Origin of the sequence: Bradyrhizobium sp. Arg816 (assembly GCF_029989365.1) — a bacterium.
Classification (GTDB): Bacteria; Pseudomonadota; Alphaproteobacteria; order Rhizobiales; family Xanthobacteraceae; genus Bradyrhizobium.
In genome coordinates this window covers 448674-465518 of record NZ_JAPRAQ010000002.1, presented here as the reverse complement: position 1 = coordinate 465518, position 16845 = coordinate 448674, and the positions used below count along the sequence as shown (strand labels likewise).

The 16845-nt window shown below is 64.3% G+C and carries 14 protein-coding genes; 5 read left to right on the top strand and 9 right to left on the bottom strand.

Annotated features, from left to right (window positions below; all coding sequences use genetic code 11):
- Window positions 1-42: 42 nt before the first annotated feature.
- Entirely contained in the window at window positions 43-1071 is a 1029-nt protein-coding gene (locus OWC48_RS07195; protein WP_282519341.1) for an AraC family transcriptional regulator, read from the bottom strand.
- A 102-nt stretch (window positions 1072-1173) separates the two neighbouring features.
- Here OWC48_RS07195 and OWC48_RS07190 point away from each other — a divergent pair, with 102 nt between their 5' ends.
- From OWC48_RS07190 to OWC48_RS07175, 4 genes are read left to right on the top strand one after another with little or no spacing between them, the layout of a single operon-like run.
- A complete protein-coding gene (locus OWC48_RS07190) occupies window positions 1174-2346 on the top strand; it encodes an isovaleryl-CoA dehydrogenase (protein WP_368860654.1) in 1173 nt (390 codons plus the stop codon).
- A gap of 24 nt (window positions 2347-2370) precedes the next feature.
- Window positions 2371-3975 (top strand): carboxyl transferase domain-containing protein, encoded by a 1605-nt coding sequence (locus tag OWC48_RS07185; protein WP_282519340.1) that lies wholly within the window; start codon window positions 2371-2373, stop codon window positions 3973-3975.
- Window positions 3976-3979: 4 nt separating this feature from the next.
- Window positions 3980-5983, top strand: coding sequence for an acetyl/propionyl/methylcrotonyl-CoA carboxylase subunit alpha (locus OWC48_RS07180; RefSeq protein WP_282519339.1), 2004 nt, complete (start codon window positions 3980-3982; stop codon window positions 5981-5983).
- Between the two features lies 1 nt (window position 5984).
- On the top strand, window positions 5985-6896 hold the full coding sequence (locus OWC48_RS07175; RefSeq protein WP_282519338.1) for a hydroxymethylglutaryl-CoA lyase: 912 nt from the start codon (window positions 5985-5987) through the stop codon (window positions 6894-6896).
- A gap of 110 nt (window positions 6897-7006) precedes the next feature.
- On the opposite strand, the gene OWC48_RS07170 is transcribed toward OWC48_RS07175, so the two are convergent.
- The 4 genes from OWC48_RS07170 to OWC48_RS07155 form a co-directional block, all read right to left on the bottom strand.
- Complete coding sequence (locus OWC48_RS07170) at window positions 7007-7933, bottom strand: dihydrodipicolinate synthase family protein (RefSeq protein ID WP_282519337.1); 927 nt, start codon at window positions 7931-7933, stop codon at window positions 7007-7009.
- 72 nt (window positions 7934-8005) lie between these two features.
- A complete protein-coding gene (locus OWC48_RS07165) occupies window positions 8006-8989 on the bottom strand; it encodes a TRAP transporter substrate-binding protein (RefSeq protein WP_282519336.1) in 984 nt (327 codons plus the stop codon).
- A gap of 24 nt (window positions 8990-9013) precedes the next feature.
- Window positions 9014-10279: a TRAP transporter large permease gene (locus OWC48_RS07160; RefSeq protein WP_282519335.1), complete on the bottom strand. Its 1266-nt coding sequence runs from the start codon at window positions 10277-10279 to the stop codon at window positions 9014-9016.
- On the bottom strand, window positions 10279-10887 hold the full coding sequence (locus OWC48_RS07155) for a TRAP transporter small permease (protein ID WP_282519587.1): 609 nt from the start codon (window positions 10885-10887) through the stop codon (window positions 10279-10281). Before OWC48_RS07155 ends, OWC48_RS07160 begins: the two co-directional genes overlap by 1 nt.
- A 231-nt stretch (window positions 10888-11118) precedes the next feature.
- Between OWC48_RS07155 and OWC48_RS07150 the strand changes: the two genes are divergently transcribed.
- Window positions 11119-11811, top strand: a complete 693-nt coding sequence (locus tag OWC48_RS07150) for a GntR family transcriptional regulator (protein ID WP_282519334.1) — start codon at window positions 11119-11121, stop codon at window positions 11809-11811.
- Between the two features lie 128 nt (window positions 11812-11939).
- On the opposite strand, the gene OWC48_RS07145 is transcribed toward OWC48_RS07150, so the two are convergent.
- The 4 genes from OWC48_RS07145 to dctP all read right to left on the bottom strand — a co-directional run bounded on the left by OWC48_RS07145 (window position 11940) and on the right by dctP (window position 16735).
- Window positions 11940-13322, bottom strand: a complete 1383-nt coding sequence (locus OWC48_RS07145; RefSeq protein WP_282519333.1) for a hypothetical protein — start codon at window positions 13320-13322, stop codon at window positions 11940-11942.
- Window positions 13323-13806: 484 nt separating this feature from the next.
- The gene (locus OWC48_RS07140) at window positions 13807-15165 is read right to left on the bottom strand and encodes a TRAP transporter large permease (protein ID WP_014495436.1); all 1359 of its coding nucleotides are present in this window, start codon (window positions 15163-15165) and stop codon (window positions 13807-13809) included.
- Window positions 15162-15716 (bottom strand): TRAP transporter small permease, encoded by a 555-nt coding sequence (locus tag OWC48_RS07135; RefSeq protein WP_282519332.1) that lies wholly within the window; start codon window positions 15714-15716, stop codon window positions 15162-15164. Before OWC48_RS07135 ends, OWC48_RS07140 begins: the two co-directional genes overlap by 4 nt.
- The gene (dctP, locus tag OWC48_RS07130; protein ID WP_282519331.1) at window positions 15713-16735 is read right to left on the bottom strand and encodes a TRAP transporter substrate-binding protein DctP; all 1023 of its coding nucleotides are present in this window, start codon (window positions 16733-16735) and stop codon (window positions 15713-15715) included. Before dctP ends, OWC48_RS07135 begins: the two co-directional genes overlap by 4 nt.
- Window positions 16736-16845: the final 110 nt, after the last annotated feature.

The window sequence follows — 16845 nt, the reverse complement described above, 5'->3', positions numbered from 1 at the left end:
GCCTCTGCGTTCGATCGCGGAGGCCGTGCTTGCTTGCAGGCCTCAGCGATACCGGTCGCGAAATTCGCGCGGGCTGGCGCCGGTCCAGGTGCGGAAGGCGCGCGAAAAGCTCTTCTCGTTGCGGAAGCCGGCGATCTCCGCGATCCGCTTGATCGGGGCGCGGCCGCGCATCAGCTCCTGCTTGGCGAGCTCGAACTTTGCCTCTTCCTTGAGATCGCGCAGCGAAGTCGCTTCCTCGCGCAGGCGCCGATGCATGGTGCGGGTGGAGAGTGCCAGCTCGCTTGCGACATCCTCGGCGCCGAGAAAGCGTCCGCGTGCATTGCGCAGCACGCGGCGGACCCGCTCGACCAGGAGCCGGTCGCGCCGGTAGGGCAGCACGGTGAGCCGCAGCGCGCCCTTGAGCATGCTGTCGAGATCGGCGGGGCTGCGGGTCAGCGGCAGTGAAAGATAGTGCTTGTCGAACACGATGCGGGCGCCGCCCGTATCAAAGCTCAAATGCCTGCAGAAGATCGTCGGATAGACCGAGACGTGGCCCGGCTCGGAATAGGGAAACTCGGCCGCACGCAGCGCGATCGCGGAATCGACGGCCCAGCAGGAAAAGCCGAGGACATAGCGGAGCAGGGTGACCAGGCAGAATTCACGCAAGGGGCCGAGGTCGCGCTGCTCGCGAATGGAGATGGTCGCGGTCTCATCACCAAGCGAGAGCTCGAACAGCACGTCCTCCGTCAGCAGGCGATGATGCCGGCACCAGCGTTTTAGCGCGACTTCGAGATTGGGGGCGGTGATCGAGGCGCGGCACAACATGCCATAGGTCCCCCAAGGCAGCCGGCGCGAGAACCAGCCGAGCGCCTCGTCGTCGAGCTCGCGCATGGCGTGGCCGGCCAGCGCCTCGAACTGGGCCGCCGTCACCCGTCCGTCCCGGGATCGAACGAGGTCCCCGGTGACCTGCCCCTTGCCCAAGGCTTCGGCCGGATCCCGTCCGTAAAGGGCATAAGCGGCAACCACGCCGCGCACGAAGGCGGCGGGGGTCATGGCGCGGCGGGGTGTCGCGGTCGCGGCTTGAAAAGGCATGAAAAATCCTCGCCAAACTTGGCGGAAAATGCAACCTTTTCGACCGCCAGGACGCCCGGGCAGGGGTAGGTTCGGACCCGACAAGAATACGGAGGAATCGCCTTGAACATCCCGAGCATCGATTTCGACCTGGGCGAAGACATCGGCATGCTGCGCGACACGCTGCGCGCCTTCGTGGAGGCGGAGATCGCCCCGCGCGCCGCCGAGATCGAGAAGGCCAATCTGTTCCCGGCCGACCTCTGGAAGCGCTTTGGCGATCTCGGCCTGCTTGGCATGACTGCGCCGGAGCAATATGGCGGCTCCAGCATGGGCTATCTCGCCCATATCGTCGCCATGGAGGAGATTTCGCGGGGCTCGGCCGCCGTGGGGCTGTCCTACGGCGCGCATTCCAACCTCTGCGTCAACCAGATCGGCCGCAACGGCAACGACGCGCAGCGCGCGCGCTATCTGCCAAAGCTGATCTCCGGCGAATATGTCGGCGCGCTCGCGATGTCCGAGCCCGGCGCGGGCTCCGACGTCGTTTCGATGAAGCTGCGCGCCGACAAGCGCGGCGACCGCTACGTCCTCAACGGCTCCAAGATGTGGATCACCAATGGTGGCGACGCCGACGTGCTGGTCGTCTATGCCAAGACCGATCCGGAGGCGGGCCCGCGCGGCATGACCGCGTTCCTGGTCGAGAAGGGTTTCAAGGGTTTCACCCACGGCCAGCATCTCGACAAGCTCGGCATGCGCGGCTCCAACACCTATCCCTTGTTCTTCGACGAGTGCGAGGTGCCGGAAGAGAACGTACTCGGCAAGGTCGGCGAGGGCGTCAAGGTGCTGATGTCCGGGCTCGATTACGAGCGCACGGTGCTGTCGGGCGGCCCGCTCGGCATCATGGCGGCCTGCATGGACGCTGTGGTGCCCTACATGCACGAGCGCAAGCAGTTCGGCCAGCCGATCGGCGACTTTCAGCTGATGCAGGGCAAGCTCGCCGACATGTATGCGACCTGGCAGTCGGCGCGCGCCTATGTCTATGCGGTCGGGCGCGCCTGCGACCGGGCCGACCACGCCCGTACGCTGCGCAAGGATGCGGCGGCCGCGATCCTCTATTCCGCGGAGAAGGCGACGTGGATGGCCGGCGAGGCGATCCAGGCGCTGGGCGGCGTCGGCTACACCTCCGAATTCCCGGTCGGACGTCTCTGGCGCGACGCAAAACTCTACGAGATCGGCGCCGGCACCTCGGAGGTGCGCCGCATGCTGATCGGCCGCGAGCTGATGTCCGAGACGGCCTAAAACCTTCACCTCATTGGAATCAACATGCCGCTCCATTCCAGCATCGATACGTCTTCATCGGACTTTGCGCGCAATTCCGAGGCCATGCGCGGGCTTGTCGCGGACTTGCGCGAAAAACTGAGCCAGGTCGCCGGCGGCGGTGGTGAGGTCTCGCGCAACCGCCACACCTCGCGCGGCAAGATGCTGGCGCGCGAGCGCGTCGACCTGCTGGTCGATCCCGGTACCTCGTTCATGGAGCTGTCGCCGCTGGCGGCGTACGGCCTCTATGGCGGTGACGTGCATTCGGCGAGCGTCATCACCGGTGTCGGGCGCATCGCGGGCCGCGAATGCGTGATCGTTGCCAACGATGCCACCATCAAGGGCGGCACCTATTATCCCATGACGGTGAAGAAGCATCTGCGCGCGCAGGACGTGGCGCGGCAGAACAATCTTCCCTGCGTCTACATGGTCGATTCCGGCGGCGCCTTCCTGCCGCTCCAGGACGAGATCTTTCCGGACGAACGCCATTTCGGCCGCATCTTCTACAACCAGGCCCAGATGTCGTCGCAGGGCATCCCGCAGATCGCGATCGTGATGGGCTCCTGCACCGCCGGCGGCGCCTACGTCCCCGCGATGTCGGACGAGAGCATCATCGTGCGCAATCAGGGCACCATCTTCCTCGGCGGCCCGCCGCTGGTGAAGGCCGCGACCGGAGAGGTGGTGAGTGCCGAGGAGCTCGGCGGCGCCGACGTGCATTCGCGGCAATCGGGCGTGACCGACCACTACGCCCAGAACGATGCCCATGCGATCGGCATCGCCCGGCGCATCGTCGGCACGCTGAAGCCGTCCACGCGGCCGAACCTCAACATGCACAAGCCGCGAGATCCGCTGTTTGCGGCGGAAGAGATCTACGGCGTGGTGCCGGTCGACGGCCGAAAGCCGTTCGACGTGCGCGACATCATCGCCCGCATCGTCGACGGCTCGGAGTTCGACGAGTTCAAGAAGCTCTACGGCACGACGCTGGTCTGCGGCTTCGCCCACGTCTGGGGCTATCCGGTCGGCATCATCGCCAACAACGGCATCCTGTTCAGCGAGAGCTCGCTGAAAGGCGCGCATTTCATCGAGCTGTGCTGCCAGCGCGGCATTCCCTTGGTGTTCCTGCAGAACATCACCGGCTTCATGGTCGGCAAGAAGTACGAGGCCGGCGGCATCGCGCGCGACGGCGCCAAGCTCGTCACGGCGGTGGCGACCGCCTCGGTGCCGAAATTTACCGTCGTGATCGGCGGCTCTTACGGCGCCGGCAATTACGGCATGTGCGGCCGTGCCTACTCACCGCGCTTCCTGTGGATGTGGCCGAACGCGCGCATCTCGGTGATGGGCGGCGAGCAGGCCTCGATGGTGCTGAGCCAGGTCCGCCGCGACAACATCGAGGCCAAGGGCGATAGCTGGTCGAAAGAAGAGGAAGACAAGTTCCGCGAGCCTATCCGCGCGCAATATGAGAGCCAGGGGCATCCGTATTACGCGACCGCGCGTCTGTGGGACGACGGCGTGATCGACCCGGCCGACACCCGCCTCGTGCTCGGCCTCGGCCTTTCCGCGGCGTCGAATGCGCCGATTGAGCCTACGAAATTCGGCCTGTTCAGGATGTGATGCGATGGACCGCTCAATGCTCTACCGCCGTTTCCGCACGCTCCTGATCGCCAACCGCGGCGAGATCGCCTGCCGCGTCATCCGCACCGCGCGAGCCATGGGCCTGCGCACGGTCGCGGTCTATTCCGAGGCCGATCGCGACGCGATGCATGTCGCGCTCGCGGATGAGGCCGTGCTGCTCGGTCCGGCGCGGGCGCGCGACAGCTACCTCAGTGTCGAGCGGCTGATCGAGGCCGCGCGAAAGACCGGCGCGGAAGCCGTGCATCCCGGCTACGGTTTCCTGTCCGAAAATGCCGAGTTCGCGCGGGCCTGCCTGGAGGCGGGCCTGGTGTTCGTCGGCCCCACCGCCGCAATGATGACGGCCATGGGCTCGAAGTCCGGCTCCAAGGCGCTGATGGAGAAGGCCGGCGTGCCGCTGGTGCCCGGCTATCACGGCGAGGCCCAGGACGATGCGACGCTTTCGAAGGCGGCGGACAAGATCGGTTTCCCGATTCTCGTGAAGGCGTCCGCCGGCGGCGGCGGCCGCGGCATGCGCATCGTGCGCTCGGCAGACGAACTTGGACCGGCGATCGTCAGCGCCAAGCGCGAGGCCAAGGCCGCGTTCGGCGACGACCGCATGCTGATCGAAAAATATGTCGACAATCCCCGTCACATCGAGGTGCAGATCATCGGCGACAGCCACGGCAATCTGCTTTCGCTGTTCGAGCGCGAATGCACGTTGCAGCGCCGGCACCAGAAGGTGATCGAGGAGGCGCCGTCGCCGACGCTCAATCCGGCCCAGCGCGAGACCGTCTGCGCCGCCGCGCGAAAGGCGGCGGGCGCGGTGAACTATGTCGGCGCCGGCACGATCGAGTTCGTCTCCGACGGCAAGGACGTGTTCTTCATCGAGATGAACACGCGTCTTCAGGTCGAGCATCCAGTGACCGAGCTGATCACCGGGATCGACCTCGTCGAGTGGCAGCTGCGCGTCGCCTTCGGCGAGGCGCTGCCGCTGAAGCAGGACGAGATCAAGCTCAACGGCCATGCGGTCGAGGCGCGCGTCTACGCGGAAAATCCGACCAAGAACTTCATGCCGTCGGTCGGGAGGATCTCGACCTGGCGCTTGCCGGCGGAAACCGGCGGCTTGCGCATCGACGCCGGCTATCGCGAAGGCGATATTGTGTCGCCCTATTACGATGCCATGCTCGCAAAAATGATCGCGTGGGCGCCGACGCGGGATGTCGCGATCGAGCGGCTGAACCGCGGGCTGCAAGAGTCGGACGTCCGCGGCATCGTCACCAACATCCCGTTCCTGTCGGCGCTGATGACGCATCCGAAGGTGCGGACCAATGCGATCGACACCGGCTTCATCGAGCGCGAGCTGGCGGCCCTGACGCAGGCCTCGCCGGCGCCCGGCGAGCTCGAGCTTTGCGCAGCAGTCGCCGGTGTTATCAACGACGAGCGGCAGGCCGCGCAAGACGAGGCGAGTTCGCCCTGGCAGACTTTTGGCTGGATGCCGGTCGGCCGCCGCCAGCGCAGCTTTGCCTTCCGCGTCGGCCATGGGCCGGAGCAGAAGATCACACTGAACTACGGCAGTGGCCCGTCGACGCTGGTGATTGGCGAGCGCGAGCTGGCGTTCACGATCGCCCCGCGCGACGGCGGCTTCGATCTGACGCTCGATGGCGTCAAATCGCAGGTCGCAGCCGTGATCGACGGTCATGAGCTGTATTTGCGCACACGCAACGGCCGCTTCGACCTGCATTGGGTCGATCCGTTCGGCGGCGAGAGCGAAGAGCATGTCGGAGAGGACAAGATCGCGGCGCCGCTGCCGGGCACGGTCGTCGCCGTGCTGGCCGAGGAGGGCGCCAAGCTCGACAAGGGCGCGCCGATCCTCACGCTGGAAGTGATGAAGATGGAGCAGACGCTGCGCGCGCCCTATGCCGGCGTGCTGAAATCGATCAAATGCAAGGTCGGAGACATCGTCCAGGAGGGCGTCGAGCTCGCCGTGGTCGAGCCATCGGGAGAGTGACATGAGCGATCCCGTTCGCATCATCGAAATGGGGCCGCGCGACGGCCTCCAGAACGAGAAGACGCCGGTCAGCGTCGAGGCCCGCATCGCCTTCGTCGAGGCGCTCGTAGCCGCTGGCCTCACCACGGTCGAGGTCGGCGCCTTCGTCTCGCCCAAGGCGATCCCGCAAATGGCGAGCTCGGACGCCGTGCTGCGCGGTGTTGCCCACGTGAAGGGCGCCGAATTCCACGTGCTGGTGCCGAACGAGAAGGGCTATGACGCCGCGCGCACTGCCGGCGCGCAAGTCGTCTCCGTGTTCGCGGCGGCCTCGGAAGGCTTTTCGCGCGCCAATATCAACTGCACGGTCGCGGAGTCCATCGAACGGTTCAAGCCGGTGCTGGCGCGCGCCAAGGCGGATAGCGTCAGGGTCCGCGGCTATATCTCCTGCGTGCTGGGCTGCCCGTTCGACGGCGAGATCAAGCCAAAGGCGGTCGCCGATCTCGCCAACACGCTGTGGGAGCTCGGCTGCTACGAGATCTCGCTCGGCGACACCATCGGCGTCGGCACGCCTGATAAGGCCAAGGAGATGCTGCGCGCGGTGAGCGCCAACATCCCGCCCGCAAAACTCGCGATGCATTTCCACGACACCTACGGCCAGGCACTGGCCAATCTCTATGCCGGGATGGAGGAGGGCGTCCGCATCATCGACGCTGCCGCCGGCGGCCTTGGCGGCTGCCCCTACGCGCCGGGCGCAACCGGAAACGTCGCGACCGAGGACGTCGTCTACATGCTCGAAGGCATGGGCGTCAGGACCGGCGTGGATATGGAGAAGCTGCTGGCGGCGACGAACGAGATGAGCGGCGTGCTGGGCAAACCGCCTGTGAGCCGCGTGGCATCTGCGCTGAACGCGAAGAAGAAGCGGGCTGCTTCGTAAGCTTTCGTAGGGTGGGCAAAGGCGCGTAGCGCCGTGCCCACCATCCTTCCGCGATCCAATTTGCGAATGGTGGGCACGCTTTCGCTTTGCCCACCCTACGAGACCTTCGCTTAGGCCGCCTTCAGCCCGACATCCGGCAGGAGCGGCCGGTTCTTGAGCGCCTTCACCATCATGGCTTCGACCTCGGCCTTCTCCTGCGGCAGGAGCGCGAGGCGCGGCGGGCGGGTCAGCGCGGTGCCGCGGCCCATGATGTGCTCGCACAGCTTGATGCACTGAACGAGGTCCGGGCGCGCGTCCAGATGCAGCAGCGGCATAAACCATTCGTAGATCGGCATGGCCTCGGCAAGGCGGCCGGCCTTGGCCAGGCGAAACAGCGTCTCGCCTTCGCGCGGGAAGGCGTTCGACATGCCGGAGACCCAGCCCACCGCGCCCATGGCGATGCTCTCGACGATGACGTCGTCCAACCCTGCGAACAGCACGAAGCGGTCGCCGACCATGTTCCTGGTGTCGATGAAGCGCCGCGTGTCGCCCGAGGAATCCTTGAAGCAGACGACGGTCTCGACGTCGGCGAGCGAGGCCAGGATGTCGGGGGTGACGTCGTTCTTGTAGATCGGCGGGTTGTTGTAGAGCATCACGGGCAGGTCGGTCGCGCTGGCGACGGCGCGGAAATGCGCGGCGGTTTCGTGCGGCTTCGACGAATAGACCAGCGCCGGCATCACCATCACGCCGTCGATGCCGACGCGCGCGGCTTCCTTGGCGGTCTCGACCGCAAACGCCGTGGTGAATTCGGCGATGCCGCACAGCACGGGCACGCGGCCGGCCGCAACGGATTTCGCCGTCTCCATGATCGCGACCTTCTCCTTGCGCTCCAGCGAGGTGTTCTCGCCGACCGAGCCGCAGACGATCAGGCCGGAGACGCCGTCGCGGATCAACCCGTCCATCACCTTGGCGGTGGCGTCGATGTCGAGCGAGAGATCGTCGTGGAATTGCGTGGTGACGGCCGGGAAGACGCCTTCCCAGGAAACGCGGCGGCTCATGAATTGACGCCGAGTGAGTTTGCCGGCGGGGGGCTGGATCCGCCGGCTGTGGTGAAGAGGGTAGCGGATGGATCAGAGCGTCGCGCCGACCTTGCGCAGCTCGGCGAGGACAGGTGCCTTGGGCAGCCAGATCTTGTCGAACTCGGCGATGACGGCCTCGGTGTCGCCGGCCGGGACCTGGCGGATCGGGATCGGCGCGTTCTTGAAATTCTCGATCAGGGCGGGTTCGTTAGAGGCCAACTCGTCGATCTGCGCGTCCAGCGTCGACTTCACCGTCTTGGCGATCAGCTCCCGGTCGGCTGCGGGGAGCGTCTGCCAGACCCGGCCGGAAACGACCGCGGCCATCGGCATGAAGACGGCATTCATCTGCAGGATCACCTTCGACACCTTGTCGAAGCGCTGGTTCCAGGAGAATTCGAGATCGGCCTCGAGGCCATCGACCTGGCCGTTGGCCATCGCGTCGAACACCTGCGGGGTCGGGATCGGCGTCGGCGCGGCACCGAGCGAGGAATAGAAGTCGCGATAGACCGGCGTCGGGTTGATGCGGAGCTTCATGCCCTTGATGTCGGCGAGCGAGTTCAGGTCCTTGGACGAGAACACCGCGCGCATGCCGGTGATGCCCCAGCCAAGGCCGATGGTGCCGGTCTCCTGCGGCAGCACATCGAACAGCTTCACCGCTGCCGGATGCCGCACGAATTTCGCGACCGCAGGCGTCGAGCGGACGATGTAGGGCGCGTTGATCGCGGCGATGTGCGGCACGCGCGAGCCGAGCTCGGCTGCCTGGATGAAGCCCATGTCGAGCGCGCCGGACTGCAATTGCTGCATCATCGCGGGCTCGTTGCCGAGCTGGCCGGAATGGAACACGGTCAGGGTCAGGCGGCCGCTGGTGGCGGCCTTCAGCTCGTCGCCGAACTTGAGCGCTGCCTTGTTCCAGGAATGGCCGTTCGGCGTGATCAGGCCGAGGCGGAATTCCTTGGCCTGGGCGAGCGCCAGCGACGGCGCGAACACCGATGCGGCGGCGCTGGCGGCGAGAAAGCGGCGGCGTGAAAGCGGCATGGTCGGGCTTCCTTTTGAACGGGCCTATTTGATGAGGATCAGCGAGAGCGACGGGTAGAGCGAGAGCAGCACCAGCAGGACGCAGGAGATGACGAAGAACGGCAGCGTCACCATGAACATCTTGCCGGGCTTGGCGCCGGTGACGGCGGCCGCGACGAAGAAGCAGAGCCCGACCGGCGGTGACAACAGGCCGAGCACGAGATTGATCACCACCACGACGCCGAAATGCCGGGGATCGATATGGTAGACGTCGGTCGCGACAGGCAGCAGGATCGGCACAGTCATGATCGGGCCGGGAATGCCGTCGATCACAGTGCCGATGATCAGCAGGATGACGTTGCAGATCAGCATGAAGCTGACCGGGTCCTTGGCGGCGGACTGGATCCAGCCTGCGGTTTCCTGCGGCACCTTGCCGAAGATCAGGACCCAGGAGAACACCGCCGCGGCAGCGACCAGGAACAGCACGATCGCCGAATAGATGGCGCTGCGCAGCATCATCTGCGGCAACTGCGAGAATTCGAACTCCCTGGTCCAGTATTTCCCGACAAGTGCGGCGGCGACCGCGCCGACCGCAGCGGATTCCGTCGCATTGGCGAGGCCACTGAGGATGGTGCCGACGATGACGATCGGGATCAGCAGGGTGGGTGACGTCCGCAGGATCGTCATGACGCGCTGGCGCGGCGTCTGATAATCCGCACGGGGATAGTTGTAGACGTATCCCATCAGCGCGATGACGAGGCAGAACATCACCGTGAGGATGACGCCCGGCACGATGCCGGCGATCAGCATGTCGCTGACCGACACTTGTGCGAGCACGCTGTAGACCACGAACATCACCGAGGGCGGAATGATCGGGCCGAGCATGCCGCCATAGGCGGTCAATCCCGCTGCGAAGGTCTTGTCGTAGCCCTTCTTCTCCATCTCCGGCACCATGATCTGGGCCATGATCGCGACCTGCGCGGTGGCAGATCCCAGGATCGAGGAGATGAACATGTTGGCGAGGATGTTAACGTAGGCGAGCCCGCCCTTGAGCGAGCCGACGAAGGCCATCGCCATGTCGACGATGCGCCGCGTGATGCCGCCGCCGTTCATGATCTCGCCGATCAGGATGAAGAGCGGAATGGCGATCAGACCGTAGCTGTCGACGCCGCCGAACAGCTGGAGCGGATAGGACTGGAACAGCACGGGATTGCCGGATGCTGCGATGTAGACGAGGCCGGCAAGGCACAGGCAGAGCCCGATCGGCACGCCGACCAGCATAATCGCGACGAAGGCGGCTGACGTGATCATCAGTTGACCCCGTCGAGCTCGGAGAGCGCAAAGCCCTTCGGCGGCGTGCGCGGGACCAGCTCGAGATCTTCCAGCAGGTTGGCGAGACCGTGGATGGTCATCGAGACCGCGAAGATCGGCAGCGTCAAATAGAGCACCCAGGTCGGCCAGTTCAGCGTCTGGGTGTGCTCGGTGTAGAGGAAGTTGAAGGTCTCGGCCGCGAGCTTGCGCCCGTCGAAGCCGGCGCGCGCAAGGCCAATCGGGTCCATCCAGAGCACGCAGGTCACGATCAGGGCGACGCCAAATACGACGACGAGGCCGGTCGAGATTACCTTGGCGATCTTCTGGTGCCGCGGCGAAAGACGTTCCGTCAGCATGGTGACCGCGAAATCGAGCCGCAGCCGCGTCATCGCGGACGCCCCGACGAAGGTCAGCCAAACCACGCAATAGACCGCGGATTCATCGATCCAGTAGATCGGGAAGCGCGCGTAGCGGGTGACGACGTTCACCAGGATCAGGCCGGTGAGCAGGTACATCAGGCCCATCAGCGCGACGCGCTCGACGGCGAGCAGGCCACTGGACGCGCCGACGACCATGCGTCGAACGCTGAATGCGCGCGTGGCCAGCATCGTCTGCTCGATCATGAAAGAGGCCCCAACCCCTGAGAAATCTCGTGCTATCGGCAAATGTATAATTTATACATTTTGGGTGTCAAACGGAGATTGCGGTCATTTCGACGGCAGGACGCGCTTTTGCTGGGCACTGGCTTTTGCCGGGCCGCGCACTTTTGTTGGGCCGCTCAACATGCAAGAGAAAGACCGCTTCGGCCGGATGAGTCGGGAAGGACAACAGAAGGTCAGATGAAACAGCCTCTGAAGCATCGCACGCTGTCGGCCGCGATCGTCGACCAGCTCCGGCAGGCGATCCTCGACGGCACCTATCCGGCCGGCTCGCAACTGCGTCAAGACGCGCTAGGCGAGGCCTATGGAGTCAGCCGCATCCCGGTGCGCGAAGCGCTATTCCAGCTCGAGGCCGAAGGCCTGGTGCGCATCGTTCCGCAGAAGGGCGCGATCGTCTCGGAGCTATCGCTCGACGAGATCAACGACGTGTTCGAGCTGCGCGGCATCCTCGAGCCGCGCCTCCTGGCGCAGTCGGCGCCCCGCTTCACCACCGATGATTTCGAAGGGCTCGACGACATCCACAAGAGTTTTGAGAAGGCGATCAAGGCGCGCAACGTCAGCGAATGGGGGCAGCTCAACGCCGACTTCCACATGGCGCTCTATGTTCACGCCCCGCAGCCGCGTACGCGCGCGATCGTGCTGTCGCTGCTGCAGACCAGCGACCGCTACACGCGCCTCCAGCTCTCCAACACCAAGGCGATGGGAACAGCCGAGAAGGAGCACGCCCATCTGATCGCGCTCTGCCGCGCGCAGAAGGTCGAGGAGGCCTGCCGGTTTCTGGAGCGGCACATCGAGGCCGTGCGCAAGGATCTGTTGCAGGTGGTGGCCGGCAGCACGATCGCGACGAAGGCACGGCGCAAGGAGAAATCGTAGGGTGGATTGGCCCCGCGCTGCGCGAAGTGCAGTCGCCAAGCGTAACCCGTCATTGCATGCGCCCGCGGGAGCGAAGGACGTAGAGCACGCCTCCAGCACCCCGGCCGTGTGATTCCGGTCCGGTTATCCTACCGGTCTCCACTTTGCGTTAACGCGGAGGTTTTGTCGTCGCAGGATTTCGCATTTCCTCGCACGGCGCTACCAGTACGATCCAATTCGGTCAGTCGATCATTCCGGTAATCTATCGCCTTGACGACCTGGAATATCCATTCCGAAAAGACCTTGCCCTTCCAGATGCCGCCGTGGTTGTCGATGACCTCTTTCGTTGTATGGACGACAAGGAATGGGTTGAACATCTGCCGTTCGGGGTTGACGCTGGACCAACCATAAGGGTCCTCCGCCTGCATGGCATCAGTTTGTTGGTGCCAGTCTGTCTCGCGCTTCAGGCAGAGCCCGGAGGCAAAGAACTTTTCCGTGATGTTGGATGGATTCGAGATCGGGCATTCCCGCTCGTCCGACGGCAGCAGCGAGTGAGTATAGTATCTGTCGTAATTCCCAAGGGTGGTTCTTGCGCGCTTGTCGAATGAGAGGTCAAGAACCTGCCCGGCGGGAAACGCGGTTTCGGTGGCCCAGTCATTGTTCGTCGAAATCGTAATGAGCAGCGGAGGCTGTAGCGGCGAAAAGACCTCTTCATTGCGGATCAATCCGTTGATCGCCGTATATCTTGCGGCCTCGAACGCCGGATTGAGCAGGAGCGTGGCATCCGCCGGCCCCCGGGCGATTTGATACGTATCACTATTGGACCGGGGATAGGCCCTTGCGACGTCTATCACCAATGGCGCGTTGACCGCCGAAAAGAGCATGCGCGCGCCGAAGCTGTGTCCGATTGCAATGAAGTTGTCGTGCTTTCCGGATCTATCCCTGGTGTTTCCGATCGTGCCGACAATCTTGGCAACCACAGCCGACTGAGTTATTCGATCTGCGATCCGCTGTCGGGACCAGAATGAAAGATAGTCCAGGGGCCAGTACCCGGTCGATGCGTTCCAGGTAATGTAGATCCCAACGGTTTGCTTCGTGTGATCCGAGCACGCAAGAGATGCGATCAGCCTGCGGAATTCTCGGTAATTGGAATCCTGGTCATCCGAGGAGTGCATCCAGCCGTGGATGTAGAGGACGATGAGCTTCGGCTTGGATACGGCATCCGGCTTGATCGTAACTTTTGAGTTGAAGCAGTTCTCGGCTGCTGGCGCGCAACGGGCGTCCGGGTGGTCCCATACGAGTTCGTCAAGGACATCGGTCAATTCGCAACGGTCGATGAACTCGCCTTGATTGCTCAGTCGTATCACTTTGACTACGCCTGACGTCGGCCTCGCCACCAAGGCGGGATCAGTTTCGTCGTGCTTCGTGCACTTATTCTGAATGCCGGCTGTTGCGTCGGAAGCATTGATGAACTCGGTCGCCAAGACCGGAACTAAAATCAGCAATGCAAGTCCAGAAATAATCTTGAACACGATAGGCGCTCCGAAATAATGTTCGGACTGTCGCTTGCTCGTCCCATTATCAGCGGCCGCAAGGGGATCGAGGACGTGCCGCAATCCGATGAAAAATATCAAGTGAATTGAAGTATAAGATCACATTTCCGTCAGGTTGTAAATTGACGCGCCTCTGTTTCGCTCGTCGAGCTGGTCGACGCTGATCTATCCTGCGCCCCATTAGCAGCCAGATTGGCCACGTGTAGAACAGGGCTAGCGCCAGCCCGGCGAACAACGCGAACGGGTGCAACTCCACCATCGCGAAGATGGCGACGGCGCAACGACATAGGTCAGCGTTCCGAACATTACCGAGATCGGCCGCACCGAGATCACCTGGGCCGCCAGCGGCGACGCTTGATGAGACGAGTGAACGCGACGCCTGTCAATGAGCCGAGGACTTACGGCGCCAGCACGACGAGAGCGAAAATGCTAATGCCCAAGCCCTGCGCCAACGGTTCTCCCGTCACCTGCTCCCGTCCGGCCCCATCACCAGGTCCGGCAGGCCGGTCGAGATTCCCGGGAAGAAGCACAGCAGCAGCACCGCGAGCATCATCAGCAGCACGAAGGGCAGGGTGCCCCAGATCACTTCGCGCAAGGGAATGTCGGGCGCGACGTTGCGGATGACGAAGATATTGAGGCCGACCGGTGGATGGATCAGCCCCATCTCCATCACGATGGTCATGACCACGCCGAACCAGATGATGTCGAAATTGGCGGCGCGGAGCGGCGGCAGGATGATCGGCGCGGTCATGAGAATAATGGAGACCGGCGGCAGGAAGAAGCCGAGCACGACGACCATGACCAGGATCGCGAACAGCAGCTCCCAGCGCGGCAGGTGCATCGCGACGATGGATTCGGCGACCGACTGCGAGATGTGCAGATAGCTCATCACGTAGGAATAGAGCAGCGACATGCCGATGATCATCATCAGCATGGTCGATTCCCGGATCGTCGACATCATGATCGGCGCGAGGTCGCTCGGCCGCCACACGCTGTAGATCGCCGCAATCAGCGCCAGCGCGAGGAGGCCGCCGAGGCCGGCGGTTTCCGACGGCGTGGCGTAGCCGCCATAGAGCGCGATCATGACGCCGGTGAGCAGCAGCACGAAGGGGATCACCCGCGGCAGCACGCTGAAGCGTTCGGCGAGCGTGTATTCGTCGCGGGCCAGGATCGCGGCTTCAGGGCCGCCTTTCTCGTAGATTGCCTGGGCCGCGGCATATTCCTGGCGGAAGCGGATCACCGCATAGGCGCCGAACAGGGACACCAGCAGCAGGCCGGGCCCGATGCCGGCGAGGAAGAGACGGCCGAGCGATTTTTCCGCCGCGACCGCGAACAGGATCATGGTGATCGAGGGTGGCAGCAGAATGCCGAGCGTGCCGCCGGCCGCGATGATGCCGGCGGCAAAACCGCCGGAATAGCCGCGCTTGCGCATCTCGGGGATGCCGGCCGACCCGATCGCCGAGCAGGTCGCGGGCGAGGAGCCCGCCATCGCCGCAAACAACGCACAGGCGAACACGTTGGCGACGCCCAAGCCGCCGGGGACGCGATGCAGCCAGGCATGCAGGGCCGAATAGAGATCCTGACCGGCGCGCGATTTGCCGATCGCGGCGCCCTTCAGGATGAAGAGCGGGATCGACAGCAGCGTGATCGAGGCCATTTCCTCGTAGACGTTCTGCGTCACCGTATCCAGGGACGCGGCGGGCATATAGATGCCCATGAACACGACCGCGACCGCGCCGAGCGCGAACGCGATCGGCATGCCTGAAAACATCACGACCAGCGTCGCGATACCGTAGGCGAGGCCGATACCGAAAACGCTCATGGACGCCTGGCTCCTGCAAAAGGCAGCGCAAGCTGCACGAGGATCTGGATGCAGAGCAGGCTCATCCCGAGCGCCATCAGCGAATAGGGAATGGCGAGCGGCGGCGACCACATCGAGTTCGAGACCTGGCCGTCGACATAGGCTTCATGGGTCAGCGTCCAGGACTTCCAGGTGAAGAAGGCGCAGAACAGGAACGTCGCGGCATCGACCAGCCAGAGCCTGATCCGGTTCGCGAGCGGCGACAGCAGGCCGACAAAGGCCTCGATGCCGATATGGCCGCGGTTCTGCTGCACATAGGCCGCCGTCATGAAGGTGGCGCCGACCAGGAGGAATACGGCGGCCTCGTCCTGCCAGTAATTGGCGGCCTTGAACAGGGCGCGGCTGAGCACGCTGTAGCTCAGGATGGCACAGGCCGCGATCAGCGCGATCGCTGCGAACACGACGATGATGCGGTTGAGGATGGCGAGACCGCGATCGATCGCCGCCGCAAGGCCTGTCCCTGCGGCAGCGTTCGCCCGGTCGTCACGATCCGGAAGCGGACCGTGGCTCATGCGCCGACGTCGGAGGCGAGCTTGAGCAGCTTGGCGGCCGTCGCGGTCTTGGCGCCGTAGTCCTTCCACGCGGTGTCGCGGGCGATGTCGCGCCATTTGCCGACGGTGGCGGCATCGAGCGCACTGACCTTGGCACCGGCCTTCTCGTAGACCTTGGCGACCTCGACGTCGTCGTCCTGCGCGCCCTTGCGGCCGAAGGCTTCGAGCTCGGTGCCGACCGCGAGCAGGACGTCCTGCTGGTTCTTCGGCAGCTTGTCGAAGATCACCTTCGACATCATCAGCGGCTCGAGCATGAACCAGTAGGAGGCGCCCGCACCCGAGGTCAGCGACTTCGCGACCTCTTCGAGCCGGAACGAGATCAGGCTGGTCGAGGAGGTGATGCCGGCATCGCAGGCGCCGGTCTGCATCGCCGCGTAGATTTCGTTCGACGGCACCGAGAGCACCGAGGCGCCGGCGGTCTGGAGCACCATGTCCATCTCGCGCGAGCCGCCGCGCACCTTCATGCCCTTGGCATCTTCAGGGGCGACGATCGGCTTGGAGCGGCTGGCGACGCCGCCGGCCTGCCACACCCAGGTGAGCAGGATGATGCCCTTGTCGGCGAGGAAGTCGGTCAGTGCCTTGCCGACCGGCTCCTTCTTCCAGCGCAGGCCCTGGTCGTAGGTGGTCACGAGGCCCGGCATCAGGCCGATATTGGTCTCCGGTAGTTCGCCACCGGCGTAGGGCATCGGATAGAGGCTGATGTCGAGCGCGCCCTTGCGCATCGCGGAGAATTGCGCGTTGGTCTTGATCAGCGAGGAGTTCGGATAGATTTCCGCGGCGATGTCGCCTTTGCTGCGCTTGGCGACTTCAGCCGCGAACATGCGGCAGAGCCGGTCGCGGAAGTCGCCCTTGTCGATGGTCCCTCCCGGGAATTGATGCGAGATCTTCAGCGTGGTCGCGGCATGCGCGGTACCAGTGCCGAAGCGAAGAATGGCGGGTGCGGCGACGGCGGTCGCGATCAGATGACGGCGCGTGAGCATGGTGTATCCCCTTGGACGGTCTTTGGCCGGTTCTTGTTCGGTGTGAGGTGGGCTGGGTCTTTGAGACCGGGGCTTAGGTCCATCCTAGCCGGTCTCTCACCCAATATTCT